25 protein-coding genes are annotated in these 24,537 nt (G+C 57.0%); 21 read left to right on the top strand and 4 right to left on the bottom strand.

Going from position 1 to position 24,537, the window contains the following annotated elements:
- Positions 1-29 precede the first annotated feature (29 nt).
- Entirely contained in the window at positions 30-1,559 is a 1,530-nt protein-coding gene (locus tag H9X81_RS01570; protein ID WP_204719334.1) for a YifB family Mg chelatase-like AAA ATPase, read from the bottom strand.
- Between the two features lie 180 nt (positions 1,560-1,739).
- On the opposite strand from H9X81_RS01570, the gene H9X81_RS01565 reads away from it, so the two are divergent.
- From H9X81_RS01565 to H9X81_RS01520, 10 genes are all read left to right on the top strand, one after another.
- A complete protein-coding gene (locus tag H9X81_RS01565) occupies positions 1,740-3,419 on the top strand; it encodes a phospho-sugar mutase (RefSeq protein WP_204719333.1) in 1,680 nt (559 codons plus the stop codon).
- A 117-nt stretch (positions 3,420-3,536) separates the two neighbouring features.
- Entirely contained in the window at positions 3,537-3,740 is a 204-nt protein-coding gene (rpmE, locus tag H9X81_RS01560) for a 50S ribosomal protein L31 (protein ID WP_177502593.1), read from the top strand.
- Positions 3,741-3,854: 114 nt separating this feature from the next.
- A complete protein-coding gene (locus tag H9X81_RS01555; RefSeq protein WP_191392412.1) occupies positions 3,855-4,484 on the top strand; it encodes a YigZ family protein in 630 nt (209 codons plus the stop codon).
- A 174-nt stretch (positions 4,485-4,658) separates the two neighbouring features.
- Positions 4,659-5,657: a deoxyguanosinetriphosphate triphosphohydrolase gene (locus tag H9X81_RS01550; protein ID WP_191392413.1), complete on the top strand. Its 999-nt coding sequence runs from the start codon at positions 4,659-4,661 to the stop codon at positions 5,655-5,657.
- A 23-nt stretch (positions 5,658-5,680) separates the two neighbouring features.
- Positions 5,681-7,447, top strand: a complete 1,767-nt coding sequence (gene dnaG, locus H9X81_RS01545; RefSeq protein ID WP_204719332.1) for a DNA primase — start codon at positions 5,681-5,683, stop codon at positions 7,445-7,447.
- Between the two features lie 15 nt (positions 7,448-7,462).
- Positions 7,463-8,557, top strand: a complete 1,095-nt coding sequence (gene rpoD, locus H9X81_RS01540) for an RNA polymerase sigma factor RpoD (RefSeq protein WP_204719331.1) — start codon at positions 7,463-7,465, stop codon at positions 8,555-8,557.
- A 98-nt stretch (positions 8,558-8,655) separates the two neighbouring features.
- Positions 8,656-9,084, top strand: a complete 429-nt coding sequence (locus tag H9X81_RS01535) for an RrF2 family transcriptional regulator (protein ID WP_204719330.1) — start codon at positions 8,656-8,658, stop codon at positions 9,082-9,084.
- Between the two features lie 340 nt (positions 9,085-9,424).
- Positions 9,425-11,401: a fructose-1,6-bisphosphatase gene (locus tag H9X81_RS01530; RefSeq protein WP_204719329.1), complete on the top strand. Its 1,977-nt coding sequence runs from the start codon at positions 9,425-9,427 to the stop codon at positions 11,399-11,401.
- A gap of 115 nt (positions 11,402-11,516) precedes the next feature.
- Entirely contained in the window at positions 11,517-12,095 is a 579-nt protein-coding gene (locus H9X81_RS01525) for an HDIG domain-containing metalloprotein (RefSeq protein WP_204719328.1), read from the top strand.
- Positions 12,096-12,165: 70 nt separating this feature from the next.
- Positions 12,166-13,344 carry a M20/M25/M40 family metallo-hydrolase gene (locus H9X81_RS01520; RefSeq protein WP_204719327.1) on the top strand — a complete coding sequence of 393 codons (1,179 nt, stop codon included), beginning with the start codon at positions 12,166-12,168 and terminating at the stop codon, positions 13,342-13,344.
- 169 nt (positions 13,345-13,513) lie between these two features.
- Here the strand turns inward: H9X81_RS01520 and H9X81_RS01510 are convergent, their stop codons facing one another.
- Positions 13,514-14,089: a Crp/Fnr family transcriptional regulator gene (locus tag H9X81_RS01510; RefSeq protein ID WP_204719325.1), complete on the bottom strand. Its 576-nt coding sequence runs from the start codon at positions 14,087-14,089 to the stop codon at positions 13,514-13,516.
- 224 nt (positions 14,090-14,313) lie between these two features.
- Here H9X81_RS01510 and H9X81_RS01505 point away from each other — a divergent pair, with 224 nt between their 5' ends.
- From H9X81_RS01505 to H9X81_RS01495, 3 genes are read left to right on the top strand one after another with little or no spacing between them, the layout of a single operon-like run.
- The gene (locus H9X81_RS01505) at positions 14,314-15,480 is read left to right on the top strand and encodes a M20/M25/M40 family metallo-hydrolase (protein WP_204719324.1); all 1,167 of its coding nucleotides are present in this window, start codon (positions 14,314-14,316) and stop codon (positions 15,478-15,480) included.
- Positions 15,481-15,496: 16 nt separating this feature from the next.
- Positions 15,497-16,168, top strand: a complete 672-nt coding sequence (locus H9X81_RS01500) for a nucleoside recognition domain-containing protein (protein WP_191392421.1) — start codon at positions 15,497-15,499, stop codon at positions 16,166-16,168.
- A gap of 35 nt (positions 16,169-16,203) precedes the next feature.
- Positions 16,204-16,659, top strand: coding sequence for a nucleoside recognition domain-containing protein (locus H9X81_RS01495; protein ID WP_243423885.1), 456 nt, complete (start codon positions 16,204-16,206; stop codon positions 16,657-16,659).
- Between the two features lie 424 nt (positions 16,660-17,083).
- Here the strand turns inward: H9X81_RS01495 and H9X81_RS01490 are convergent, their stop codons facing one another.
- A complete protein-coding gene (locus H9X81_RS01490) occupies positions 17,084-18,118 on the bottom strand; it encodes a hypothetical protein (protein WP_204719323.1) in 1,035 nt (344 codons plus the stop codon).
- A 22-nt stretch (positions 18,119-18,140) separates the two neighbouring features.
- Positions 18,141-18,767 (bottom strand): TraX family protein, encoded by a 627-nt coding sequence (locus tag H9X81_RS01485; RefSeq protein ID WP_204719322.1) that lies wholly within the window; start codon positions 18,765-18,767, stop codon positions 18,141-18,143.
- A 324-nt stretch (positions 18,768-19,091) separates the two neighbouring features.
- Here H9X81_RS01485 and H9X81_RS01480 point away from each other — a divergent pair, with 324 nt between their 5' ends.
- The 8 genes from H9X81_RS01480 to atpF all read left to right on the top strand — a co-directional run bounded on the left by H9X81_RS01480 (position 19,092) and on the right by atpF (position 24,536).
- Entirely contained in the window at positions 19,092-19,820 is a 729-nt protein-coding gene (locus H9X81_RS01480) for an ATP-binding cassette domain-containing protein (RefSeq protein WP_204719321.1), read from the top strand.
- Positions 19,817-20,743: a SufB/SufD family protein gene (locus H9X81_RS01475; protein WP_177502577.1), complete on the top strand. Its 927-nt coding sequence runs from the start codon at positions 19,817-19,819 to the stop codon at positions 20,741-20,743. Before H9X81_RS01480 ends, H9X81_RS01475 begins: the two co-directional genes overlap by 4 nt.
- 75 nt (positions 20,744-20,818) lie before the next feature.
- On the top strand, positions 20,819-21,883 hold the full coding sequence (locus tag H9X81_RS01470) for an FkbM family methyltransferase (RefSeq protein WP_204719320.1): 1,065 nt from the start codon (positions 20,819-20,821) through the stop codon (positions 21,881-21,883).
- 389 nt (positions 21,884-22,272) lie between these two features.
- Positions 22,273-22,533 carry an AtpZ/AtpI family protein gene (locus H9X81_RS01465; RefSeq protein ID WP_191393118.1) on the top strand — a complete coding sequence of 87 codons (261 nt, stop codon included), beginning with the start codon at positions 22,273-22,275 and terminating at the stop codon, positions 22,531-22,533.
- Complete coding sequence (locus tag H9X81_RS01460) at positions 22,533-22,916, top strand: ATP synthase subunit I (RefSeq protein WP_191393119.1); 384 nt, start codon at positions 22,533-22,535, stop codon at positions 22,914-22,916. The genes H9X81_RS01465 and H9X81_RS01460 overlap by 1 nt, the downstream gene beginning before the upstream one ends.
- The gene (gene atpB, locus H9X81_RS01455; RefSeq protein ID WP_191393120.1) at positions 22,913-23,620 is read left to right on the top strand and encodes a F0F1 ATP synthase subunit A; all 708 of its coding nucleotides are present in this window, start codon (positions 22,913-22,915) and stop codon (positions 23,618-23,620) included. Before H9X81_RS01460 ends, atpB begins: the two co-directional genes overlap by 4 nt.
- Positions 23,621-23,720: 100 nt before the next feature.
- Positions 23,721-23,975, top strand: coding sequence for an ATP synthase F0 subunit C (gene atpE, locus H9X81_RS01450; RefSeq protein WP_177502572.1), 255 nt, complete (start codon positions 23,721-23,723; stop codon positions 23,973-23,975).
- Positions 23,976-24,020: 45 nt separating this feature from the next.
- Positions 24,021-24,536: a F0F1 ATP synthase subunit B gene (gene atpF, locus H9X81_RS01445; protein WP_177502571.1), complete on the top strand. Its 516-nt coding sequence runs from the start codon at positions 24,021-24,023 to the stop codon at positions 24,534-24,536.
- Position 24,537: the final 1 nt, after the last annotated feature.

Below are 24,537 nucleotides of genomic sequence, written 5' to 3'. Positions count from 1 at the left end.
GGAGGACAGCCGTTTTTTGATGCAGTTTTCTATCGTCCGGCCCAGTACTTCCGGTCCAGGGACCGGTACTGGATCGCCTCGGTGATATGCGGGGTGTCGATGCGCTCACTTCCATCCAGATCGGCAATGGTCCGGGCGATCTTGAGAATGCGGTCGTAGGCCCGTCCGGACAGATTCAGCCGTTCAAAGGCCATCTGCAGAATCCGGTCTGCCGCCGGTGTGAGCGGACAGACCTCCCCCAGTGCCCCGGCGGGAATGCGGGCATTGCAGCTCTCGCCATAGGGGGCCAGCCGGGTCTGCTGGATCTTCCGGGCCGCCGCCACCCGCTCCCGGATGGCAGCCGAGCCCTCCTCCCGGGAGGCGGAGGCCAGATCCTCATACCGCACCGGCGCCACCTCCACCTGGATGTCCAGGCGGTCGAGCAGCGGGCCGCTCACCCGTCCCAGATAGCGCTTGATTGCCGACGGGGTGCAGGTGCAGGGGCGGTCGGGGTGTCCGTAGTAGCCGCAGGGACAGGGGTTCATCGCCGCCACCGCCATGATCCGGCTGGGATAGGTCACACTGCCGCCGGCCCGGGAGATGGTCACCCGGCTGTTCTCCATGGGCTGGCGCAGGGCTTCCAGCGCCGACCGGGAAAACTCCGGCAGCTCGTCCAGGAACAGTACGCCGTTGTGGGCCAGGCTGATCTCGCCGGGACGGGGATTGGAGCCGCCGCCGGTGAGCCCCGCCGCCGAAACGGTGTGATGGGGCGCCCGGAAGGGGCGGTTCCGGAGCAGCGAGACCCCCTGGGGCAGCAGTCCGGCGATGGAGTGGATCTGGGTGGTTTCGATGGATTCCTCAAAGCTCAGTTCAGGCAGAATGGAGGGGAGCCGCTGGGCGATCATGCTCTTGCCCGAGCCCGGCGACCCCAGCAGGAGCAGGTTGTGTCCGCCGGCAGCAGCTACCTCTGCCGCCCGCCGGGCCACCGGCTGCCCCTTGACGTCCGCAAAGTCGGGACAGGGGGCTTCGGGTTCAGCGGAAACGGGCAGGCTGGAGGCCAGCGGCAGGATCTCCTCACCCCGGAGGTGCCGCAGTACCTCCTCCACCGAGTCGGCGGCATAGACCGGAAAGTCGGGGAACACCGCTCCCTCGGCGGCATTGGCCCGGGGGATTATGATGCCGGGCAGTCCCCGCCGCCGGGCATCCGCCACCATCGAGAGGATTCCGTTCACCGGGCGCAGGTGCCCGTCCAGCGAGAGTTCTCCCACCAGGGCCAGTCCCTCGGGCAGGGCCGGCAGCGCCCCGGTGGAGCAGAGGATTCCCACCAGAATGGGCAGGTCGTAGATGGCGCCGGTCTTTTTGGTGTCGGCAGGGGCGAGGTTCACCACCACCCGGCTGGACGGGAATTCCATGCCGCAGTTTTTCATGGCGGAGCGCACCCGGTCCTTGGATTCCTTGACGGCGGCATCGGGCAGGCCGACGATTTCAAAACAGGGGAAAGCCCGGCTCACATCCGCCTCCACGGTGACGGGGTAGCAGGCGATGCCGGTGAGTCCGAAGCTGCTGACACTGGAAAACATGACGGAATACCCTCTTTCTGAGCTGTTCTCAGGAAAATTATACCGCTTTTTCCAGGCAAAGGGAAGCGGAAGATTTCGCGGAAAATTCAGAAAAGAACGGTTGACACCCGCCGGGGGCGGATACTATGATAGACAGTGGAAAAGACAGGCCGGACCACTCCGGCGGAAAGGACGATGAAGATGGAATTTGACAGACGCTGGCTCGACCCGGACAAGGCCGGTGCGGAGCTGGCAGCCCGGGCTGCGGAGATCACCGCTGATCCGGAACTGCTGGCAGAGTGCTTCGGCGGGGAACTGGAATTCGGCACTGCCGGACTGCGGGGCATCCTGGATGCCGGCACTGCCCGGATGAACCGCCTCACAGTGGGCAAAGCCACCCAGGGTCTGGCCCGGGTGCTGCTGGAGGATCATGACTGTCCCGGCGTTGCCATCGCCTACGACAGCCGCCATTTCTCCCGGGAATTTGCCGAGGAGGCAGCCGGGATTCTGGCTGCCAACGGCGTGCATGTGTGGATCTATCCCGAGCTGATGCCCACTCCGGCGCTCTCCTATGCGGTGCGGGAACTGGGCTGTCAGAGCGGCATCATGATCACCGCCAGCCACAATCCCCCGGAGTACAACGGCTACAAGGTCTATGACCACACCGGCGGTCAGATCGTATCGGAGTTTGCCCGGCGGGTGAGTGAAGCCATCGCCTCGGTGGACCCCTTTGACGGCGTGCGCCGGAGCAGCCTGGAGGAGGGGCTCCAAAACGGAACCATCGAATACCTCACCCAGGAGTTCATTGACGGCTATATCGAAGCGGTGCTCCGGCTGCAGCTGGAGCCGGGTATCTTCCGGAAGAGCGGGCTGAAGATCGCCTATTCGCCCCTCAACGGCGCCGGTCACAAGAGCGTCATTGCGGCGCTCTCCCGGGCAGGCCTGGAGGAGATCTATGTGGTGGCGGACCAGTCCCGTCCCAACGGGGATTTCCCCACCTGTCCCTCTCCGAACCCCGAGAACCCCGACACCATGAAGATGACTCTGGATCTGGGCCGGTACATCCAGGCGGACATCGCCTTTGCCACTGACCCGGACAGCGACCGCATCGGTGTGGCTGCCCCTGAAGCAGACGGCAGCTGGCGGCTCTTCACCGGCAATGAGCTGGGTGTCCTGCTGCTGGACTATATCTGCCGGCAGCGCACTGCCCAGGGCACCATGCCCCGGAATCCGGTGGCAGTGATGAGCATTGTGTCCACCCCCATGGCAGCCCGGGTGGCAGAGCACTGGGGCGTGGAGATGCGCCGGGTACTCACCGGGTTCAAATACATCGGCGATGTGATGAATCAGCTCGTGTCCGCCGGGGAGCCGGAACGCTTCCTCATGGGCTTTGAGGAGAGCTGCGGCTATCTCACCGGCATGCATGTCCGGGATAAGGACGCCGTGAACGCCGCTCTGCTGGTATGCGAGATGGCTGCCCATTACAAGCTGGAGGGCAGGACCCTCTGCGCGGTGATGGACGGACTCTATGCCGAGTACGGCACCTACTACACCAAGGCAGACAGCTTTGCCTTTGCCGGAGCCGGCGCCATGGATCGGATGGGCGCTGTGATGGACCATCTGCGGGCAGAGCATCTCCCGGAGATCGCCGGAACTGCGGTCACCGGTTTCACCGACTACCGGGATACCTCCGCAACCGGTCTGCCCTCGGCGGATGTGCTCACCTGGGAGCTGGCAGACGGCTGTGCGGTTACAGTCCGTCCGTCGGGCACCGAACCCAAGCTCAAGCTCTACTTTACTGTGCGGGCGGGCAGCCGGGAGGAGTGCCTCCAGCGGTATGGTGCCCTGCGTGCTGCCATGACCGGAGCCGCCGGACTGTAAGCCTGAAATCCCCAAAAAGTTTTTTGTAAAAAGCCGGAAAAGCCCTTGCTTTTTGCGGCGGTTTATGATAACATACTACTGTTACAATTGTGCCGGTGGGCGAAAGAGGTGACAAAAATGAAAAATGGTATCCATCCCAAGTACCAGGACGCAAAGATCATTTGTGCCTGCGGCGAAGTGATTGAGACAAGATCCACCAAGCCTGAGATCAGAGTCGAGGTCTGCTCCAAGTGCCACCCGTTCTATACAGGTAAGCAGAAGCTGGTTGATTCCGGCGGTCGTGTTGACAGATTCAACAAGCGCTTCAATATGGGCAAGTAAGCTGATCGCACCTTTGCAGAAGGACGGCAGCGTCTTAATAGAAATGATCGCGGAGCGGTGCAAGAAGCGTTTTTTGCACCGCTCCATTTCTGTTGTCGGAGAGGAGGAACTGCCATGCAGGCAGAGTATACCACCCTGGCGGACTATGGTACCGATGAATTTGTGGAAAAGCGGTCCCGGTTCATCGGCTATGCCAAGCCGGTGACCACCGAGGAAGAGGCCATCGCCTTTGTAAACGAGATCCGTGCCCAGCACCGGGAGGCCAGCCACAATGTCTATGCCTATGCTCTGCGGGAAGGGCAGGTGCGCCGGTATTCGGACGATGGCGAGCCCCAGGGAACCGCGGGAATCCCGGTTCTGGATGTGCTGCAGAAGAGCGGTATTGTGGATGCGGTGGTAGTGGTGACCCGGTATTTCGGCGGCACCCTGCTGGGAGCCGGCGGATTGGTGCGTGCCTATACCGAGGGCGCTGCCATTGCGGTCCGGGCAGCCCGTCCCCGGGTGATGAGCCCCTGTACCGTGCTGCAGATGGACATTGACTACGGGCAGTACGGCAAGATCACCTATATCCTGCCCAAGTACCACACTGTCACGCTGGAGAGCGACTTCGGGGCGGCAGTGCGCATGCAGATCCTCATCAAGGACAAGTACATCGAGGCGTTCCGGAAGGAGCTCACCGAGCTCACCAGTGCCACGGTGGTGCCCTATGAGCTGGAACATCGCTTCGACGAGATCCCGGAATGATCGGGTGAGTATCCGAAAATCCGAACAGATCCCCCATGCTTTTGGTGTTTTGCCGTAAAAGCAGCGGGGGATTTTGTAAACTTCTCCCCTTTTTCAAAAAATCAAGGGGGAGATTCAAAAAAATCCGGTATATATAAAGTAGAGCTGATTTTGTCAGAAAGGAGGGGAAAGTCCATGACCATCCGGGAAAAACTGGAAGAACGGGAGCGGCAGACCCTGTCGCCCATGGCGTCATTGAGCGCCGAGAGCCGGGGCCGGCAGTTTCCGGCAGAGCCCTGTCCCATCCGTACCGAGTACCAGCGGGACCGGGACCGGATCATCCATTCCAAGTCCTTTAGGCGGCTCAAGCACAAGACCCAGGTCTTTCTCTCCCCGGAGGGGGACCACTACCGCACCCGGCTGACCCATACGCTGGAAGTCAGCCAGATCGGCCGGACCATCGCCCGGGCTCTGGGCCTCAACGAGGACCTGGTGGAGGCCGCCGCCATGGGACATGACATCGGCCATACCCCCTTCGGTCACGCCGGGGAATATGCCCTGCGGGAGATCTGTCCGCTGGGGTTCGACCACAACGAGCAGAGCGTCCGGGTGGCGGAACGCCTGGAAAATGACGGCAAGGGGCTCAACCTCACCTGGGAGGTACGGGACGCCATCCGGTGCCATTCCAGCGGCTGTCCGTCCGCCCAGACCTTTGAGGGCCGGGTGCTGCGGTATGCCGACAAGATCGCCTACATAAACCACGACATCGAGGACGCCATCCGGGCCGGGGTGCTCACCGAAGAGGATATCCCCTTTGACATCAAGTATGTGCTGGGGCGCACCAAATCCGACCGGATCACCGCTCTGGTGATGAATATTGTGGAAAACAGCGCAGACGATATCACCATGAGCCCGGAGATGCAGAAAACCTATGAGCGGCTCATCAGCTTCATGTTTGAGGCAGTCTACCGCAACCCCAAGGCCAAGGGGGAGGAGGGCAAGGCCAGGGATCTGGTGAAGTATCTCTACACCCACTTCACTGCCCATGTGGAAAAGATGCCCGAGGAATACCGCCGCATCGCCGAGCAGGAGGGTGCCGAGCGTGCCGCCTGCGACTATATCTCCGGCATGAGCGACCGTTATGCAGTATCGCTGTGTGAGGAGCTGCTGATCCCGAAATTCTGGCAGCTCTGATCCGGCAGGAAGGAGGCAGCGCCATGATACCGGATAGTTTTCTGGAGGAACTCAAACAGCGGTGTGACATCGAATCGCTGATCTCCTCCTATGTCCTGCTCAAACGGGCGGGACGCAATCTCAAAGGGCTCTGTCCCTTCCATTCGGAAAAGACCCCTTCCTTTGTGGTCTATCCCGAGAGCCAGTCCTTCTACTGCTTCGGCTGCGGAGCCGGCGGCGATGCCATCAGCTTCATCATGCGGGCCGAGAATCTCGAGTATATCGAAGCGGTGAAGTTCCTGGCGGAAAAAGCCGGACTGCCCATGCCCGAGAACACCGCCGAGGACCGCACCGGCAAACGCCGGATGCGCATCCTGGAGATGAACCGGGAAGCGGCACGGTTCTTCCACCGGTGTCTGGTGAAAGGGGAGGACCGCCGGGGACTGGAATACCTGGCGAACCGGGGCATGGACAAGAAGATGATCATCCGGTTCGGCCTGGGCTATGCCCCGGACAGCTGGAATGCCCTCCGGGATCACCTCCAGCAGAAGGGCTACTCCTGGGAGGAGATGCTGGATGCCGCCCTGGTCATCAAGGGGCGGAACGGCAGCGTCTACGATACCTTCCGGGGACGGGTGATCTTTCCCATCATCGACCTGCGGGGCAATGTCATCGGCTTCGGCGGGCGGGTGCTCAGCTCGGATAAGGGGCCCAAGTACCTCAACTCGTCGGATACCCTGGCTTACAAAAAGAGCCGGAACCTCTTTGCCATGAACTTCGCAAAGAACGCCGCCGACAAGCGGCTGATCCTCTGTGAGGGGTACATGGATACGGTGTCCATGCACCAGGCGGGGTTTGACAACGCTGTTGCCACCCTGGGCACGGCGCTCACCCCTGAGCAGGCCCGGCTCATCGCCCATTACACCGATGAGGTGATCCTGGCCTACGACTCGGATGAGGCCGGACAGAAGGCCACCCGCCGTGCTACGGCGCTGTTTGATGAGATCGGCGTCAAGGTGCGGGTGCTGAAAATCGAAGGCGCCAAGGACCCGGACGAGTTCATCAAGAAGTACGGCGCCACCCGCTTCAAGCTCCTGCTGGACGGGAGCAGCAGCGCGGCGGAATATGCCATCGCCCGGCTGCGGGAGCGGCACGACCTCACCACCGATGAGGGCAAGGTGCGGTTCCTGGGCGAGCTGGCGAACCTCATCGCCGGGCTGCCGAACCCGGTGGAGCGGGATATTTACATCAGCCGCTGGGCCGGGGAACTGGGGGTTTCCGCCGAGGCGTTCCGGCAGCAGGTGCAGAGCCAGTGGCGGAAAAAACGCACCGCCGAACAGAAGAAGCAGCAGACCGCCGATCTCCGTCCTGCCCCCCAGGAGGTGGAGATCAACCGCAAGGACCCCCAGCGTGCCCGGAATATGAGTGCGGCACTGGCGGAGGACAAGCTCATTGCGGCGCTGCTCAAAAACAATGATTTCTACGGGTTTATCCGGGAGCGGATCAGGCCGGAGGACTTTGTCACCGATTCGAACCGCACGATATTTGCCGAGCTGTGCCGCCGGCTGGAGGAGAACCGTCCGGTGTCCCTCACCGCCTTTTCCGAGGTATTGGACGAGGCGCTGATGACCCGGCTCTCCTGGCTCATTGCCGACAACGACAGCCTCCGGTTTGACCGGGAACAGGTGGAGGATTACATCCGCCGCATCCAGTCCAGCCGGATGAAGAAGAGCAGTGAGGAAGTATCGCAGATGTCTCCGGACAAGCTCGATGACTATATCAAAAAGATCGCAGAAAATAAAAGAGGATAAAAGGAGTGGTTGTGCATGGCATCGACCGATAAGAAGAATGTGATCAGTTCGCTGATCGAAAGCGGCAAGGCCAAGGGTAAGCTGTCCACCAAGGACATCACCGATGCGCTGGAAGAACTGGATTACGATGTGGAACAGGTCGACAAGCTGTACAGCATGCTGGAAGGCCAGAACATCGAGATCGTAGAAGAAGGCGCTTCCCTGGATGACGATCTGGATAAGCTGGATCTGGAAGGCGAGGACAGCGAAGATGCCCTGGACCTCTCCTTTGTGGACGGCGTCAACATCGATGACCCGGTAAAGGTCTACCTGAAGGAGATCGGACGGGTGCCGCTGCTCTCCCCGGATGAGGAAGTGGAACTGGCCCAGCGTATGGCAGAGGGCGATGCCTACGCCAAGAAGCGTCTGGCAGAGGCCAACCTGCGTCTGGTCGTCAGCATTGCCAAGCGGTATGTGGGCCGTGGTATGCAGTTCCTGGATCTGATCCAGGAGGGCAACCTGGGCCTGATCAAGGCCGTGGAGAAGTTCGACCACACCAAGGGCTTCAAGTTCTCCACCTATGCCACCTGGTGGATCCGGCAGGCCATCACCCGTGCCATTGCGGACCAGGCCCGTACCATCCGTATCCCGGTACACATGGTGGAGACCATCAACAAGGTCAAGAAGGTGAGCAGCCAGCTCCTGCACCAGAACGGACACGATCCGACGGCAGAAGAGATTGCCGCTGCCCTGGATATGCCGGTGGACAAGGTGCGTGAGATCATGCGGGTGGCTCAGGAGCCGGTATCGCTGGAGACCCCCATCGGTGAGGAGGAGGACAGCCATCTGGGCGACTTTATCCCCGATGATGACGCCCCGGCTCCGGCTGATGCAGCCAGCCATACCCTGCTCAAGGAGCAGCTGGGCGAAGTGCTCAAGACCCTGACTCCCAGGGAGGAAAAGGTTCTGCGTCTGCGCTTTGGTCTGGAGGACGGCCGCAGCCGTACCCTGGAGGAAGTGGGCAAGGAATTCAATGTAACCCGGGAGCGTATCCGTCAGATCGAGGCCAAGGCTCTGCGTAAGCTGCGTCACCCCAGCCGTTCCAAGAAGCTCAAGGATTTCCTGGACTGATTTTAACCGGATCTTTCTTGACAAATCCGGCCCGGAAGCGTATACTGGGTACAGAATAACGCACTATTATAGTATACTTTTTGTCTGGGAGGATCAGAATGCATATCACCTTGGAGGCGGATTACGCCGTGCGCATCGTCCACTGTCTGGCTAAGAACGGTCAGCGTATGGACGCCAAAAGCATTTCGGATGAAACGGGTGTGACGCTGCGTTTTTCCCTGAAAATCCTGCGCAAACTGGTTTCAGCCGGCATTATCAAGTCCTATAAGGGAACCCAGGGCGGCTATGAGATTGCCCGTCCGCTGGAGGAGATCACCCTCAATGATGTGATCGAAACAGTGGAAGGTCCCTTTGCCCTGAGCCGCTGTCTGCGTCAGGACTATGACTGCGGTCAGAACTGCTGCGGCGATGGGGACTGTAACTGTGTGTTCCGTGGTATCTATGGGGAGATTTCGGAGGAGGTCAAGGAGAAGCTCACCGCTGTGAAGTTCTCCGACCTGGTAAAACACGGGGAAACCCCGCAATAAAAAAGCGCACTGCGCCATCAATCCAACCGATCACAGACGGCAGAACCTGAAGTCCTGCCGTCTGTTTTTCTATGCGGAGAGAGTGTGTGACCCCTCCCTCTGGAGAAAAAACAGCATCCAGAATAGGAAAAATCCGGCATTGTTTACAAAAAGCCAAAGACTTTCGCCCGTTGATGTGCTATAATGTCCTCACCGGTTTTGAAAACCGACATGTGTATGATCTGATACTGTCCGGGAGGGGACGGCATGTTCCCGGGCCGGACAGGGTTTCTTTTGTTATCCTGCCGTCTTTTGGAAAAGACGGCGCATCGCATCTGAAAAGGGGGCATTTTCCACAGCAATGGAACATTTTGATTACAGTGACCGGTACCTGCGGCTGCTCTCCCAGAAATTCCGCACCGTCCAGGAGGTCAGCACCGAGCTGATCAACCTGGAGGCCATTCTGGCGCTGCCCAAGGGCACCGAGCATTTCATGAGCGACATCCACGGCGAGGACGAGGCCTTTGCCCATATCCTCAATAACTGTTCCGGCGTTGTCCGGGATAAGATTGACGCCGTCTATGGCGATACCCTCACCGCCGGGGAACGGGCGGAACTGGCAACCCTCATCTACTACCCCGAGCACAAGCTGGAATACATCAAGGCACACATGACCGGCGATCTGGGCGACTGGTACCGGGTAACCCTGCGGCGTCTTTCGGAGATCTGCCGGGTGGTGGCCTCCAAATACACCCGTTCCAAGGTCCGTAAGGCGCTGCCGGCGGACTTTGCCTACATCATCGATGAGCTGCTCAACACCGATCCCGGCGTGAAGAACAAGGAGAACTACTACAACCGCATTATCACCTCCATCATCGAGATCAACCGGGCGGATGCCTTCATCACTGCCATTGCCGGTGTGATCAAGCGGCTGGCAGTGGACCGTCTGCACATCATCGGCGATGTGTTTGACCGTGGCCCCCGGCCCGACCACATCATGGATATGCTCATGCATCACCACAGCGTGGATATCCAGTGGGGCAACCATGATATGCTCTGGATGGGCGCCGCCTGCGGCAGTGAGGCGTGCATCTTCAATATCCTGGGCATCAGCGTCAAGTACTCCAATATGGAGATGCTCGAGCGTGGTTATGGCATCAGCCTGCGCCACCTCACCAACTTTGCCCAGAAAACCTATGCCGACGGCGGCTGCTTCGCCCCCAAGGTGATCTCCGCCATGGACCGGGAGATCTCGGGCACCGACAGCATTGCCCGGCTCTACAAGGCCGTGCTGATGATCCAGTTCAAGCTGGAGGGGCAGGCCATTATGCGCAATCCGTCTTTCTGTATGGAGGACCGGCTGCTGCTGGATAAGATCGACTACCAGAACCGTTCCATTACCATCGGCGGCGTGACCTATGCCCTGGAGGACTGCGACTTCCCCACTGTGGATAAGAACGATCCCTACCGCCTCACCGATGAGGAGCAGGAGATTGTCAGCGAGCTGCGAACTTCCTTTGCTCATTCGCCCCGCCTCCAGGAACATATGGAATTCCTCTACCGGGTGGGATCGATGTACCTGTGCTTCAATGAAAACCTGCTCTACCACGGCTGTCTGCCCATGAACGAGGACGGCAGCTTTGCGGAACTGGTGATTGACGGAAAAATGTATGCCGGACGGGACCTGATGGACATTCTTGACCAGAAGTCCCGGTTCGCCTGGGTCAACCGCAAAAAGGGCGGGGAGGATGAGCGAAAGGCAGTGGACCTGATGTGGTACATGTGGTGCGGCAAAAAGTCCCCGCTGTTCGGGCGTGACCGCATGACCACCTTTGAGCGCTGCCTCATTGAGGACAAATCCGCCCACACTGAGCCGAAAAACGCCTATTACCGCCACACCGCCGACCCGGCTGTATGTGACCGCATCCTGCGGGAATTCGGTCTGGAAGGGGAGCATGCCCACATCATCAACGGACACATGCCGGTGAAGATCAAGGACGGCGAAAGTCCCATCCATGGCGGCGGCAAGATGCTCATTATCGACGGCGGCTTCAGCCGTGCCTACCAGAAAACCACCGGCATTGCCGGCTATACGCTGGTTTACAACGCCCATGGCCTCAAGCTCATCTCCCATGAGCCGTTCAAGAGCCGGGAGGATTGTGTCACCCGGGACGATGATATTCTCTCCAAGACCGAGATCCTCGAGTCGCTGCCCGAGCCCCAGAAGGTGGCGGATTCGGACATCGGACGGGAGCTGCAGACCCAGATCGACGGCCTCAAGCAGCTGCTGGCAGCCTACCGGAGCGGTACCATCAAGGAGGCAAATCTCCGTCCCTGACCTTGCATTTCCCGGGAACCGGTGATACACTTACAATAAAAGCCGGAAAAACCGGCAGCTTCGGCTCCCCGTTCGGAACGGGGGATTTTCAGTAAAAATCGGAGGATTGATTACAATGGCACTTCCCATGGACCGCGCAGCAGCGCTGGAACTTCTCAAGACACACACCCATACACAGTCGCTGATCCACCATGCAATCTCGGTTGAGGCCGCAATGCGTCACTTTGCTGAGTTCTATGGCGAAGATGTGGAATACTGGGGCATGGTTGGCCTGCTCCATGACCTCGACTATGAGGAGCACCCCGAGGAGCACTGTCAGTACACTCCCGGCTATCTCCGGGAAGCTGGCTTTGATGAGGACTTTATCCGTGCGGTTCTGTCCCACGGCTATGGTCTCTGCACCGATGTCAAGCCGGAAAAGCAGATGGAAAAGGTGATCTACACCGTGGACGAACTCACCGGGTTCATCACCGCGGTGGCTCTGATGCGTCCCAGCAAGAGCCTGCTCGACCTGGAAGTGAAGTCGGTGAAGAAAAAGTTCAAGGATAAGGCTTTTGCTGCCAAGGTGGATCGTGACCTGATCTGCGGCGGCGCTGAGATGATGGGCATGGAGCTGGATCAGGTGATGGAACACTGCATCCTGGCACTGCGCACCATCAATGCGGAACTTGGCTTCCAGCCGCTGGCCGAATAACAATCGTTCCAGACAGGGCCGGGGGTAAATCCTCCGGCCTTTGCTCTATAAAAACTGAGGAGGAATCAACATGGACCAGAGAAAAGAGGCGGTATTCCGGTATATTGACGAGCATCATCAGGAGATCCTGGATGACTGGAAGGCATTGGTGAACCATGAGGGCAGTCTGCGGCAGCCCGACGCCATGCACGCCGAGGCGGAATACCTCTGCGGACGCTTCCGGGAAGCCGGGGTGGACTGTGCGGTTTACAGTGCAGCGCCGGAGATTCCGCCGGTGGTAGCGGGTGAGATCGGCACCGGACGTCCGGGCAAGCCGGTGATCTTCGCCGGACATTTTGACACTGTATTCAACCCCGGCACCTTCGGGGAAAATCCCTTCCGCATCGAAGGGGACAAGGCCTATGGCCCCGGCGTCCTGGACATGAAGGGCGGCATCATCATCGCCTTGTGGACCATCAAGGCACTGGAAGCCGCCGGCTATGACGAGCGTCCCATCCGGGTCTGCTTCTGCAGCGATGAGGAGGGCGGCGACTTCCACGATCCGGCGATTGCGCAGTTCCGCCGCTGGGGCGAAGGCTGCTGCGCCGGCTTCAATATGGAAACAGCGCCGGTGGACAACAGCCTGTGTGTAGGACGGAAGTATCTGATGGCAGGCAAGGCTGTGATCCACGGCGTGAGCGCCCACTCGGGCAACAACTACCTCGCCGGACGCAACGCCATCCTGGAGGCAGCTTACAAGGTGATCGGCATCCAGGCGCTCAACGACCTGGAAAAGGGCACCCACATGAACCCGGCGATTGTCAGGGGCGGCACTGTGATGAATGCCATCCCGGACAGCTGTGAGCTGGACTTCAGCGGACGGTTCCCCACCCTGGCAGAGGTGGAGCGGGTCAAGGAGGGCCTTGCAAAGCTGTTTGGCGAGAGCACCATAGAGGGTACCCACAGCGAGTACACTCTCAGTGCAGCCCGGGGCGGCCTGGAGGTCACCGAAGAGGGCAAGCGGCTGCGCCGGTTCGTGGACAGCGTCAGCCAGGAAAACGGCTGGCCCGCAGTGGGCGAAGTGGTGCTGGGCGGCGGCTCGGATGCCGGCTACATCGCCGAAATGGGCGTGCCGATCCTGTGCAGCTGCGGCGTCCGCGGCGAGTGGAACCACACCGACCGGGAATATGCCCTGGTGGAGTCGATGTTCGAGCGTCCCAAGCTCTGGGCAGCGGTTGTGCTGGCTATGAACGGTTTCTCCGCAGAATAAGGACAGAATATAAAAAGCCGGATGACCCGACCAGAGTCATCCGGCTTTTTTCTGTCTGGTTATTCCTCCACAATATCGGTGAGTCCTACGAAATCCAGGATACAGTATTCGCTGTTTCGCAGGCGGATCAGCCCGCGTTTTTCCAGTTCGGATACTGCCCGGGATACGCTCACCCGGTCCGAGTAGATGATTTGGCGATGAGTTCGTGGGTCATGCGAATGGGTATGATGGTGCCGCCATCCCGGAAATGTCCGGTGCGGTAGGCCATGCTCAGCAGCAGGGCTGCCACCTTCTTGATGTTGGTGGGCAGTGCCAGGAACTCCAGCTTGCGGGAATAGACCATTCCCCGTTCGTACTCGCCGAACATGGCAAACCGGAAGAATTCCTCATTTTTCTGCATCTCACGGGATACAACCTCCGATGGAATTTTGTATGCAGAAACATCGGTGATGGCAGTGAGTGCTCCGCCATAGGGACGCCCGGAAAGACAGCTCCGGAATCCAAAGACATACCCGGTGCTGCCCAGGAAATGGATGCGCTCAATGCCGCTTTCATGCAGGAAGGACATGCTCACCAGACCAGTCTGGATCAGGATGACATTCTGGTCCTCGCCATAGTGCTGGCAGATGATGCTGCCCCGCTTGTAATGCCGTGGCGACTGGGTCTGAATGATGGGTTTCCAGCCATTGATGTCTGCGGTGAAATAGGGGGCATAGTCTGCAGTATAGCATTTGTATTGTTCCATAACGCTCAACTCCTCCTACCGCCATCTTACGGGAAGGCGGCTTTTTCTCAGTAGCAAATGTTACAGAGAAAGAGTGTCCGGAGCGATATAGTTTAGTCAAATCGAAGCAATTTTAACAGTTTTTCCAACAGTTTCAGCAACATTTTATCTAAATTTTTGGGCGAAAACTTGTGATAAACTGCTAAAGCGCTTTCCAAAACACAGACAAAATGAGGAGGATCAAGATGAAAAAGCAGATTCAGGAATTCATTGCACAGAACCGACAGAATATTATCGACGACTGGCGTGACCTGGTGAACATGGAAGGCAGCTGCCGTCAGCCCGACGCTATGCATACCATTGCTGACTGGCTGTGCGAAAAGTTCCAGCAGGCAGGTGTAGACTGTCAGGTTTACCGTGTCCGTGACGAAGTTCCCCCGGTAGTTGCCGGTGTGATCGGCGCGGACCGTCCCGGTACTCCGGTAATCTTTACCGGTCACTTTGATACCGTGTTTGATCCCAACACCTTCGGCCCCAACCCCTTCCGCATTGAGGATGGCAAGGCCTATGGCCCTGGCGTTCTGGATATGAAGGGCGGTATCATCATCACCCTGTATGTCATCAAGGCTCTGGAAGCAGCCGGCTACAAGGATCGTCCCATCCGCATCTGCTTCTGCGGCGATGAGGAAGCCGGAAAGTTCCATGCCTATGCCTGTGAGCAGTTCCAGAAGTGGGCGGATGGCTGTATCGCTGGCTTCAACATGGAAACCGGTCCGGTGAACAATGATCTCTGCACCGGACGCAAGTGGGCTATGTGGGGGCATCTGGATGTCCATGGCGTAAGTGCTCACTCGGGCAACAACTACACCGCCGGACGCAATGCCCTGGTAGAGGCAGCATACAAGATTCTGGCGATCCAGAACTGCAACGACATGGAAAAGGGTACCAACATGAACCCGGCTGTCATCAAGGGCGGTACCGTACCCAATGCCATTCCGGATGCGGTTTCCCTGGACTTCAGCGGACGCTTCCTGTATCTTGCTGAGGCAGAGCGTGTCAAGAATGAGCTGACCCGCATCTTCCAGACTCCCGATGTGGATGGCACCAGCATTGACTTCACCATCGGCGAGCCCGGCGGCGGCTTCGAAGACACCAAGGAAAACCATGAGCTGCTGGACTTCATCAACACTGTCTGTGAAAAGGAAGGCTATCCTGCTGTGGGCGGTATCGTCCTGGGCGGCGGTTCGGATGCCGGCAACATCGCTATGATGGGCGTACCGGTTCTGTGCAGCTGCGGTGTCCGCGGCGAGTGGAACCACACCGACCGTGAATATGCAGTGGTAGAATCCATGTATGAGCGTACCGAACTGTGGTGCATGGTTGTGGCAGCACTGGATCAGTTCAAGAAGTAAGAGGGGGAGTAGAGTCATGGCTGTGGAAACAGTACAGAATGAAAAAGAAAAGATCAAAGTCAGTCCGCAGGGCTGGCTGGCACTGGTGATCATGCTCTGTATGTTCTCCGGTTTCTTCGCTAATATGGAAGGTCCGCTGCAGTTCCTGCGGGTTCTGGACCTCAATACCCTGATCGGTTCCTTCGGTACCATCGGGGATACCGGAGCCAACTTCATGGGCAGCGGCGGCGCCGGCGCCCGGGATGGTTTCATGTTTGCCCTTTCGCTGGCACCCGGATGTATCTTCAGTATGGGTCTGATCGAAGTGTTCAGCAAAATGGGCGTTATGGAAGCCTTCCAGAAGGTGTTCACCCCCATCCTGCGGCCTCTGCTGGGCCTGCCCGGCAGCTGTGGTCTGGCTTTTGTAAACTCCCTGAACGGTTCGGATATCGCTGCTGTACTGACCAAGGAGCTCTATGACAACGGCCAGATCACCGATGATGAGAGAACTATTTTTGTATCGTTCATGTATCCCGGCTCCGCACCCATCGGCAATATGATCTCCACCCAGGCAGCTGTACTGCCCATCGCAGTAATGGCTATGGGTCCGATGATCCTGCTGGTGATCTTCTGCAAGCTGGTAGGCGCGAATATTGTCCGCCTGATCGTGATGCGTGGTAAAAAGAAGAATGCGGAGGTAGCAAAATGAGTGCGGAAACTTCTAAGAAGCCGGCAAAGGTCGGTATGATTGAAACATTTCTCTCCGGTGCGAAAAAGGGCTGGGGAATCGCCATCAACACCATTATGCCTGCGATGGTTCTGGGCTATGTACTGGTACAGGTCTTCAATGTAACAGGCGTTATGGATGTACTGGGCAATATCTGCGGACCGATCATGGGCGTCTTCGGACTGCCCGGTGAGGCGATTACCGTTCTGATCAGTGCGTTCTTTGCCAAAGCAGCAGGTGCTGCCACAGCCTTCAACCTCTATCAGACCGGTGTGATCACAGCGGCACAGGCGACCATCTGTGTAATGCCCTCGATGCTGATGGGTACTCTGGTTGGTCACTATGCCCGTATCGTACTGGTAACCGAAACCAATAAGAAGTACACACTGCTCATGTTCCTGATCCCGCTGTTTGACGCGGCTCTGGGCATGATCCTGATGCGGCTGATTCTCACCGCAATGGGCCTGATGTGATACGACAATAATCCATCCTCCGTGCATGAACGAAAAAGACCGGCTGAAAAGCTGGTCTTTTTCGTTTGCCCTAAAGGGAGCAAAGCAGGTATCCGGTTTGGTGCACTGCTTCGTCCTCCCCGTACAGCGTTTTAAAAAGGATTGAAAATCCTCTGTTCCAGCGACATGCAAAACGGCTGATTTCTTCCTCCGCAGTGGATTTTCTGGACTGTCATAGGCGGCAAGGGCAGTGCCATACAAAAGATAGTGAAGTCAGACGGATACAGCGGGGAGAGGCAGCGGACTGGCAGGCGGGAGAAAGCGGCAGGGCAACGTGGATCTGGAAGTCTGAAAACAGCAGATGGTGGAGAACTGCACAGAAAACCGTGAAAAGAGCAAAAAAACAACCCCCATCTCACAGGAGAGGGGGCTGTCAGAGTGTAGATCAATAGGCGCTGTTGTAATAGGAGGCGATGACCTCATCGGTGGTGATGGTCTGGCCTTCGCTCAGCGGGAAGGTGTAGCAGACGGATTCATAGCTGCCGTTCTCCCGGTCATAGTAGTCGAACTGGATCACATAGGAGAGATCATCCAGGTATTCCTTCTCCACCAGGTAGGGAATATAACCGCTCACACTCTCCTGACCATCCATGTAGGCGATCTCGAAGTCCTGCAGGAAGTAATAATAGGAGTCCGGGAAGAGGAGGTTGACCAGCTCTTCATTGTCATAGGAGGTCATATCCATCGCGGGATAGTAGGTGTAGTAGTCGCTGTCGGTGAGATAGGTGGTGAAGTTCATGGTAGCGTATTCGTCGGAGGGAAGGCCACAGGAGGCATCCATCTTCACGGCAACCACCGCGTAATCCGGCTCCAGTGTATCGCCGGTGTCCACAATGGCAGAACCGCCCATGGCGAAGGTCAGGTCATTGAGGGTGTAGGTGTAGCCGGGCACACCGCTGTTGTATGTTGTTTCGTATTCCGATGCAGGCGCTTCGCTGTACGAGACATCATAATCCTCATAATTGCTGCTTTCAAATGTGTTGCTGATCAGCGCAAAGATGAGCGGAGCAATCAGGTTGAAGAATACAATGATGAAGATGAAAATAACCAGCGGCTTCAGACAGCCGGCATTGGATTTGTTGGTCTTGGCTTTACGGGAGAATTTCTTGGTGCCGAAATCACCGCCGAATGCGGATTTGAACACATCTTCGGTGGTTTCCAGCCGGTCCAGCCTCTGTCTGGCCCGGGCATATTTCTGCTGCAGACCCCGGTCAATGCTGGTATCCGGACGGACAACTTCCTGGGAATCATCATGCTCAGCGGATTTCATCTCAATGATCCGCTCCACATCCTCGGCTCCGCAGATGTGCTGATGGGCGCCCTTGATATAGTTGAATGCACCGCAGTTGGGGCAGGCCTCACTTTTCAGATAGTCATACCGTTTCCCGCAGGATTCACAGGTAATCATTTGTCTGGCCATACTCATACGCCTCCTCTAATTCTTACAATACAAACCGCAGTATCCCCAATACGCACAGATGCGCGGGATAGTACAGATAAAAAAGCCGCCGGTCGTCCCGGCCCCGTTTGCCGTTATATAGCCACAGCAAGGGCAATGCGATCAAGGACAGGGTCTGGGTCTGCAGGCCGAAAAACGCCAGATTGAGCAGAGCTGCCCCAGCCAGCTGTTCGGAACGGGCACTGTGGAACCGATCCAGCAGCAGGATCAGCAGTACCCCGTACATTCCATAGTCACAGCCGAGCAGTTCAGCAGCCAGTGCCGCTGTCAGTGCCAGGAGCCAACCCTCCATGCCCCGGCTCTGAATTGCCCACAGTGCCAGAAGTCCCAGTGCCAGTGTGAAATATACATTCTGGTGCCCCCATTCGATCCCGCCATAAAAGGCCAGGTCAAAGGGCAGCTCCGAAAGCAGCGCAAACCCGGTCAGACGCAGCAGGTACCGCCGGGGACTGCGGGTGTGACGGAGCCCTTCTCCGATGAAGAAGCACAGCACCGGCATCGCCAGCCGTCCGATCCAGCGCAGCAGCGGGATCTCCGGGAAAAATACAGCACCGATATGGTCGGCAGTCATGGCCAGCATCGCCAGCAGTTTGAGCTGAAATCCGGTCATCTTCCGCCTCCTTCGCGGTCTGCCGCAAAAAGCACAGATCCGGGACTATACCTTTATTATATGCTCTGTTTTATTCCAGCGCAAGAGCGCACCGGCGCTTTTCGACCGATTCCGCCATTTCCACAGGCGGCGCCTGCCTGGAGCTGGAAGGGAAAACGCATATTCCATGCTGGTTCTGCCAAAGTTTTTTCTATTGGCTAAATTGCTACTTGACAGAGCAGGAAGAGATTGCTATAATTTGATTTGGTAAATGTATACCGCATTGGTATACCAAAGCCAACCAACCAAGTGCAAGAATCATATCCGATTCAGGAGGTGTTCCGCGTGCTGGAACTCAAAGATATATGTTATACACTGCCGGACGGCAAGGAGATCCTCAAGCATATCGATCTCACAGTCCGGGATAATGAATTCATGGTCATCACTGGCCCCAATGGCGGCGGTAAATCCACCCTCGCCAAGCTCATTGCCGGTATCGTGACCCCCACTTCCGGACAGATCCTGCTGGATGGCCAGGATATTACCGGGCTGGACATCACCAACCGTGCCAATATCGGCATCAGTTTTGCATTCCAGCAGCCGGTGCGCTTCAAGGGCATTACAGTCCGGGATCTGCTCTCGCTGGCTTCGGGCAAGGATCTCTCGGTGCGGGAGGCCTGCGGCTATCTCACCCAGGTGGGACTGCATGGCGCCAGCTATGTGGAGCGTGAAGTGGATGCCACCTTCTCGGGCGGTGAGCTCAAGCGTATTGAGATCGCCATCGCCCTGGCAAGAGAATCCCGTCTTTCCATCTTCGATGAGCCGGAAGCCGGTATCGACCTGTGGAGCTTCAAGAACCTCATCGCGGTGTTCGAACACCTGCATGAGCAGAACAACGGCTCGATCATGATTATCTCCCATCAGGAGCGTATCCTCAATATTGCCGATGAGATCGTGATCATCGCCGATGGCCGGGTGGCAAACAAGGGCAGCCGGGACGAGATCTATCCGCTGCTGCTGAGTGAGGAGACCGCAGTACCCTGCGGCTGCTGCAAAGGAGGGAACTGCAGATGAACAGCTATGATCTGATTATGGATCTGGTGGGCAAGGTATCGGATATCAGCGACCTGCCGGCAGTCGGCGCCTACAATATCCGGGCGGACGGCTGCGGTACAGCCCGTCAGAACTCTGAGAATATCGAAATTATCACCAAGACGGACAAGCCTGGCATTGATATTATGGTCAAGCCCGGCACCAAGGGTGAAACCGTATACATTCCGGCAGTCATCACCCATGGCGGTGTGGACGATCTGGTCTACAACGACTTCTATATCGGGGAAGACGCCGATGTCACCATTGTAGCGGGCTGCGGCGTACACAACTGCGACTGCGAGGATTCCCATCACAATGGTATCCACCGCTTCTTCCTGGCAAAGAACTCCAAGGTGCTGTATCTGGAAAAGCACTATGGTGAGGGCGATGGTTCCGGCAAGCGGATCATCAATCCCGAGACCGAGGTCTTTGCAGAAGAGGGCAGCACCATGGAGATGAACACCGTCCAGATCAAGGGCGTGGACTCCACCAAGCGGGTGAGCAAGGCAGAACTCAAGGACGGCGCCAAGCTGGTGATCACCGAAAAGATCATGACCCACGGCGACCAGACTGCGGAAACCAGCTTTGATGTCATCATGTCCGGCAAGGACAGCAGCTGTCATCTGGTATCCCGTTCGGTAGCCCGGGATAATTCCAAGCAGGTATTCCGCTCCTATATGCGGGGCGATACCGAGTGCTATGGTCATTCCGAGTGCGACGGCATCATCATGGATAACGGTGTGGTATCGGCAATCCCCGAGATCATCGCCAATGATGTGGATGCCCGTCTGATCCACGAGGCAGCCATCGGCAAGATCGCCGGTGAACAGCTCATCAAGCTGATGACCCTGGGCCTGACTGAAAAGCAGGCAGAGGAACAGATCATCAACGGCTTCCTCAAGTAATACAGAACCACGCAAAGGCAATATCCCGGTTTTGGGCTATTGCCTTTTTTCATGCAGCAGAGAGGAGAATGGGAGTTGAATCTGGTTATCAACGAATCGCAGCCGCTGTGGGAGTATCTGCGCTGCGCAGAGAAGCCGGTGGTGCTCTACGGCATGGGAGACGGCGCCCTGAAGATCCTGGCTGTGTGCCGGCAGTATGGCATTCCCATCGCCGGTATCTTTGCCAGCGATGAATTTGTCCGGGGACACAGCTTCGAGGGCTACCCGGTGGAGAGCCTCGCGCAGATCGAGGAGCGGCTGGGGGATTTCATTGTGCTGCTCTGCTTCGGGGTGGATTATGATTCCATGCTGGAGCGCATCGCGGAACTGTCCCGCCGCCATGAAACCTATGCCCCGGATATTCCGGTGTTCGGCAGCGACCTGTTCACGCCGGAATACTTCCGGGAGCATCAGGCCGAGTTTGAGCAGGTCTATGGGCTGCTGGCTGATGACGAGTCCCGGCAGATCTATGCCGATCTGCTGGCCTACAAGCTCAGCGGCAAGCTGGAGTATCTCTACCGGCACATGGGCAGCCGGGAGGAGGACTTCGGCAGCATTCTGACGCCGGGCCCCGGGAGTGTCTATGTGGACCTGGGCGCCTATGACGGAGACACGGTGGAGGAGTTTATCCGGCACTGTCCGGACTACGGCTGGATCTGGGCACTGGAGCCCGACCCCAAGAACTTCCGGAAGCTCCAGGCAGCCGCCGGGGAACTGCCCCGGACGACGATGGTGCCCAAGGGCAGTTACAGCGGGGAAGGGGAGCTGACCTTCTCGGCCCGGGGCGGACGCAATTCGGCGCTGGCGGAGAGCGGTAAAAAGCTGCGTCCGGTGGAGCTGACTTCGGTGGACGCTTTACTTCAGGGCAATCGTGCCGACTATATTAAAATGGATGTGGAAGGCGTGGAACGGGAAACTCTGCTGGGCTGCCGGGAGACCATTGCCCGCTGGAAACCCCAGCTGAGCGTAGCGGCCTATCACCGCACTGGGGATCTGTGGGAACTGCCGCTGCTGGTGCGGGAGCTTGGTCCGGATTACCGGCTGTATCTGCGCCGGCACAAGTATGTCCCGGCCTGGGAGATTATACTGTACGCCGTATAAGGGCAACAGTCGTTCATAAATGGATTGTAATACTTCACAAAAATTTACAAACATTCACAGAATAAAGAAGAAGTTCTTACGAAATTGTGATAAAATTTTTTGAAGGCAAATGGACAAGTCAAAAAACAAAATGCAGGGTAAAATTCTGGAAGCTGCAAATTTTCGTTAAATATATAACTAACTAAGCCGTTTGCGGGAATTTTTTGTTGAAAAAATGAATATAAAAGCCGATGGCACAGCGAAAAACTTCCAAAATTCCGGATTTTTCAGCGCTTTGGGAGATCAAAGCGTGCTTTGATTTGTAACCGAAACGATGTTGCAATATTTTTAGTCATTTAGTATAATATGAAAAACACAAGTTTGTTGCTTTTACTGCGGGAGGATGGGATTTGGACAGAAAAACCCTTCGGGCTCTGGCGCGCAATCTGCCGCTGGTGACCCAATTCGGACTATCACTGGTTTTGCCGCCGATCCTTTGCTTTTTTGGGGCGCGGTGGCTGATGGACCGGTTCGGTCTGGGCAGCTGGGTGCTTCTGATTGCAGTCCTGTTGGCTCTGGCCTCCATCGTTTCGGCCTTTACCCAGTTCTTCCGCTACATGCTTCGGCAGGCGGAAGAGGAAGAACGCGATTATAAGGAGGGTGGCCTCTGATGGAGATAGCGCTGGAGGAACTCCGACGCCTGCGCTGGGAACTCCTGGTTTGCAATCTGCTGTTATTGGGCGGATTGCTCCTGCTGGGACGGGATCTGGTCCCGGTGCTGCTGGGCATGGCGCTGGGCAACAGTGCAGCCGCGGCAAATTTTGTGCTGACAGGCATAGCAGCGGAAGAAGCGGTTCAGCTTCCTCCCGATCAGGCCCGCCGGAAAATGGCATCCAGCTATTTTTCCCGGATGCTTATGCTGGCTCTGGTGCTGGCAGCCGGTCTGGTAATTTCCTGGTTTGATCCAATCAGTGTGGTATTTCCACTGTTCTTTGTGAAGATATCACTGACTGTGGGATATATCTTTTTGGGGAAAGGAGGAAATAAAAATTGAATGGTCCTGAAATACTGTTCTACATTCCGTTGTTCGGCGGACTGCCGGTGACGGAGACGCTGGTGAACTCCTGGATCGTCATGGCATTTCTGATTGTGCTGTCCCTGTGGCTGACACATGACATGAAGAAGCAGCACATCAGTAAAAAGCAGGCGGTCGTGGAGACAGTCGTCAGGATGCTGTACCAGTTGGTAGGCGATACCATGGGGGAGGACAGGCTCTACTTTACTCCCTATATCGGAACCCTGTTCCTGTTTACACTGTGTGCCAACCTGATGGGATTGCTCACTTTCCGTTCACCGACAGCCGATCTGAATACCACAGCAGCCTTTGCAATTATCTTCTTCGGGCTGGTACAGGTATTCTCGATCAAGGCGAATGGTCTGAAAAACCGTATCAAAGGCTTTGCGGAACCGGTGCCGGTGGTACTGCCGCTCAACATTGTGGGTGAGTTTTCCACTCCCATTGCGCTGGCACTCCGTCTGTTCGGAAACATGGCCTCAGGTATTGTGGTAACTTCCCTGTTGTATCAGGCTCTTACCTGGGTATCCAACCTGGTATTCGGCTCGATCACATCTTTCCCGGTGTTCGCTGTGGGTCTTCCTGCGGTGCTGTCCATCTACTTTGATCTGTTTACAGGTTGCATGCAAGCTTTCATCATCAGTATGCTGACCATGGTATTTGTATCCATGGCTATGGATTGATGCATGAACACACCTTCGTCAAAATACCGCAAAACCTTTGCGTATTTGCGTATTTTTAATAATGATATAATGGAAACAACATGAAGGAGGAAATTATATTATGGAAAAGGCAATTGTACTGGGCTGCTCGGCTTTGGGCGCAGGTATTGCAATGATCGCGGGTCTTGGCCCTGGTATCGGTCAGGGTTATGCTGCCGGCAAGGCTGCTGAGGCGGTGGGCCGTCAGCCCGAGGCCGCCGGTACCATCACCCGTACTCTGCTCACCGGCTGTGCCGTAGCGGAGTCCACCGGTATTTACTCGCTGCTGATCGCTCTGGTGCTGATCTTCGTTAACCCCCTGGTAGGTATGCTTTAATTCCAAAGCTCAGAACCAACTGCATACTGTAAGGAGGATATAACAGTGAGTCATTTGTTTTTGTCGCTGGGCAACCAGCCGTTCATCAGTCTGGACTGGCAGGTCGTAGCGCAGCTGCTCAACACTCTTATCCTCTTCCTGATCCTCAAGAAGATTCTCTTTGTAAAGGTAAAGGAATTCATCGATGCCCGACAGACTGAAGTTGACAAGATGTATGCCGATGCCGACACAGCAATGGCAGAAGCAGAACGCCTGAAAAATGTATACAGCGAAAGCATAGCAGGTGCCCGGGACGAAGCACAGCGCATTGTAACAGATGCCCGCAGGAGCGCCCAGGATCAGGCCGATGCCATTCTGGCAGAAGCCCGTGCTGAAGCTGCTGTTCTGCGTGAAAAGGCTGAAGCGGACATCGTCAGCGAAAAGAAGAAGGCCGTCAACGAGATCAAGGATGAGATTTCGGATATCGCGATCCTGATCGCGGAAAAGGTGGTAGAAAAGGAGATCACTCCTGCCGACCATGAGAAACTCATTGCCCAGTTCATAGACAGAGTAGGTGAATAAG

This window comes from Hydrogenoanaerobacterium saccharovorans (assembly GCF_016901815.1).
Classification (GTDB): domain Bacteria; phylum Bacillota; class Clostridia; order Oscillospirales; family Ruminococcaceae; genus Avimicrobium; species Avimicrobium caecorum.
Note: the sequence above shows the minus strand (reverse complement) of the source record. Positions and strands in the feature narration are given on the sequence as shown.

Excerpts from the sequence above, each read along its gene's own strand:
- H9X81_RS01570 (WP_204719334.1), bottom strand. The coding sequence starts at position 1,559 with ATGTTTTCCAGTGTCAGCAGCTTCGGACTCACCGGCATCGCCTGCTAC.
- H9X81_RS01565 (WP_204719333.1), top strand. The coding sequence starts at position 1,740 with ATGGAATTTGACAGACGCTGGCTCGACCCGGACAAGGCCGGTGCGGAG.
- rpmE (WP_177502593.1), top strand. The coding sequence starts at position 3,537 with ATGAAAAATGGTATCCATCCCAAGTACCAGGACGCAAAGATCATTTGT.
- H9X81_RS01555 (WP_191392412.1), top strand. The coding sequence starts at position 3,855 with ATGCAGGCAGAGTATACCACCCTGGCGGACTATGGTACCGATGAATTT.
- H9X81_RS01550 (WP_191392413.1), top strand. The coding sequence starts at position 4,659 with ATGACCATCCGGGAAAAACTGGAAGAACGGGAGCGGCAGACCCTGTCG.
- dnaG (WP_204719332.1), top strand. The coding sequence starts at position 5,681 with ATGATACCGGATAGTTTTCTGGAGGAACTCAAACAGCGGTGTGACATC.
- rpoD (WP_204719331.1), top strand. The coding sequence starts at position 7,463 with ATGGCATCGACCGATAAGAAGAATGTGATCAGTTCGCTGATCGAAAGC.
- H9X81_RS01535 (WP_204719330.1), top strand. The coding sequence starts at position 8,656 with ATGCATATCACCTTGGAGGCGGATTACGCCGTGCGCATCGTCCACTGT.
- H9X81_RS01530 (WP_204719329.1), top strand. The coding sequence starts at position 9,425 with ATGGAACATTTTGATTACAGTGACCGGTACCTGCGGCTGCTCTCCCAG.
- H9X81_RS01525 (WP_204719328.1), top strand. The coding sequence starts at position 11,517 with ATGGCACTTCCCATGGACCGCGCAGCAGCGCTGGAACTTCTCAAGACA.
- H9X81_RS01520 (WP_204719327.1), top strand. The coding sequence starts at position 12,166 with ATGGACCAGAGAAAAGAGGCGGTATTCCGGTATATTGACGAGCATCAT.
- H9X81_RS01510 (WP_204719325.1), bottom strand. The coding sequence starts at position 14,089 with ATGGAACAATACAAATGCTATACTGCAGACTATGCCCCCTATTTCACC.
- H9X81_RS01505 (WP_204719324.1), top strand. The coding sequence starts at position 14,314 with ATGAAAAAGCAGATTCAGGAATTCATTGCACAGAACCGACAGAATATT.
- H9X81_RS01500 (WP_191392421.1), top strand. The coding sequence starts at position 15,497 with ATGGCTGTGGAAACAGTACAGAATGAAAAAGAAAAGATCAAAGTCAGT.
- H9X81_RS01495 (WP_243423885.1), top strand. The coding sequence starts at position 16,204 with ATGATTGAAACATTTCTCTCCGGTGCGAAAAAGGGCTGGGGAATCGCC.
- H9X81_RS01490 (WP_204719323.1), bottom strand. The coding sequence starts at position 18,118 with ATGGCCAGACAAATGATTACCTGTGAATCCTGCGGGAAACGGTATGAC.
- H9X81_RS01485 (WP_204719322.1), bottom strand. The coding sequence starts at position 18,767 with ATGACCGGATTTCAGCTCAAACTGCTGGCGATGCTGGCCATGACTGCC.
- H9X81_RS01475 (WP_177502577.1), top strand. The coding sequence starts at position 19,817 with ATGAACAGCTATGATCTGATTATGGATCTGGTGGGCAAGGTATCGGAT.
- H9X81_RS01460 (WP_191393119.1), top strand. The coding sequence starts at position 22,533 with ATGGAGATAGCGCTGGAGGAACTCCGACGCCTGCGCTGGGAACTCCTG.
- atpE (WP_177502572.1), top strand. The coding sequence starts at position 23,721 with ATGGAAAAGGCAATTGTACTGGGCTGCTCGGCTTTGGGCGCAGGTATT.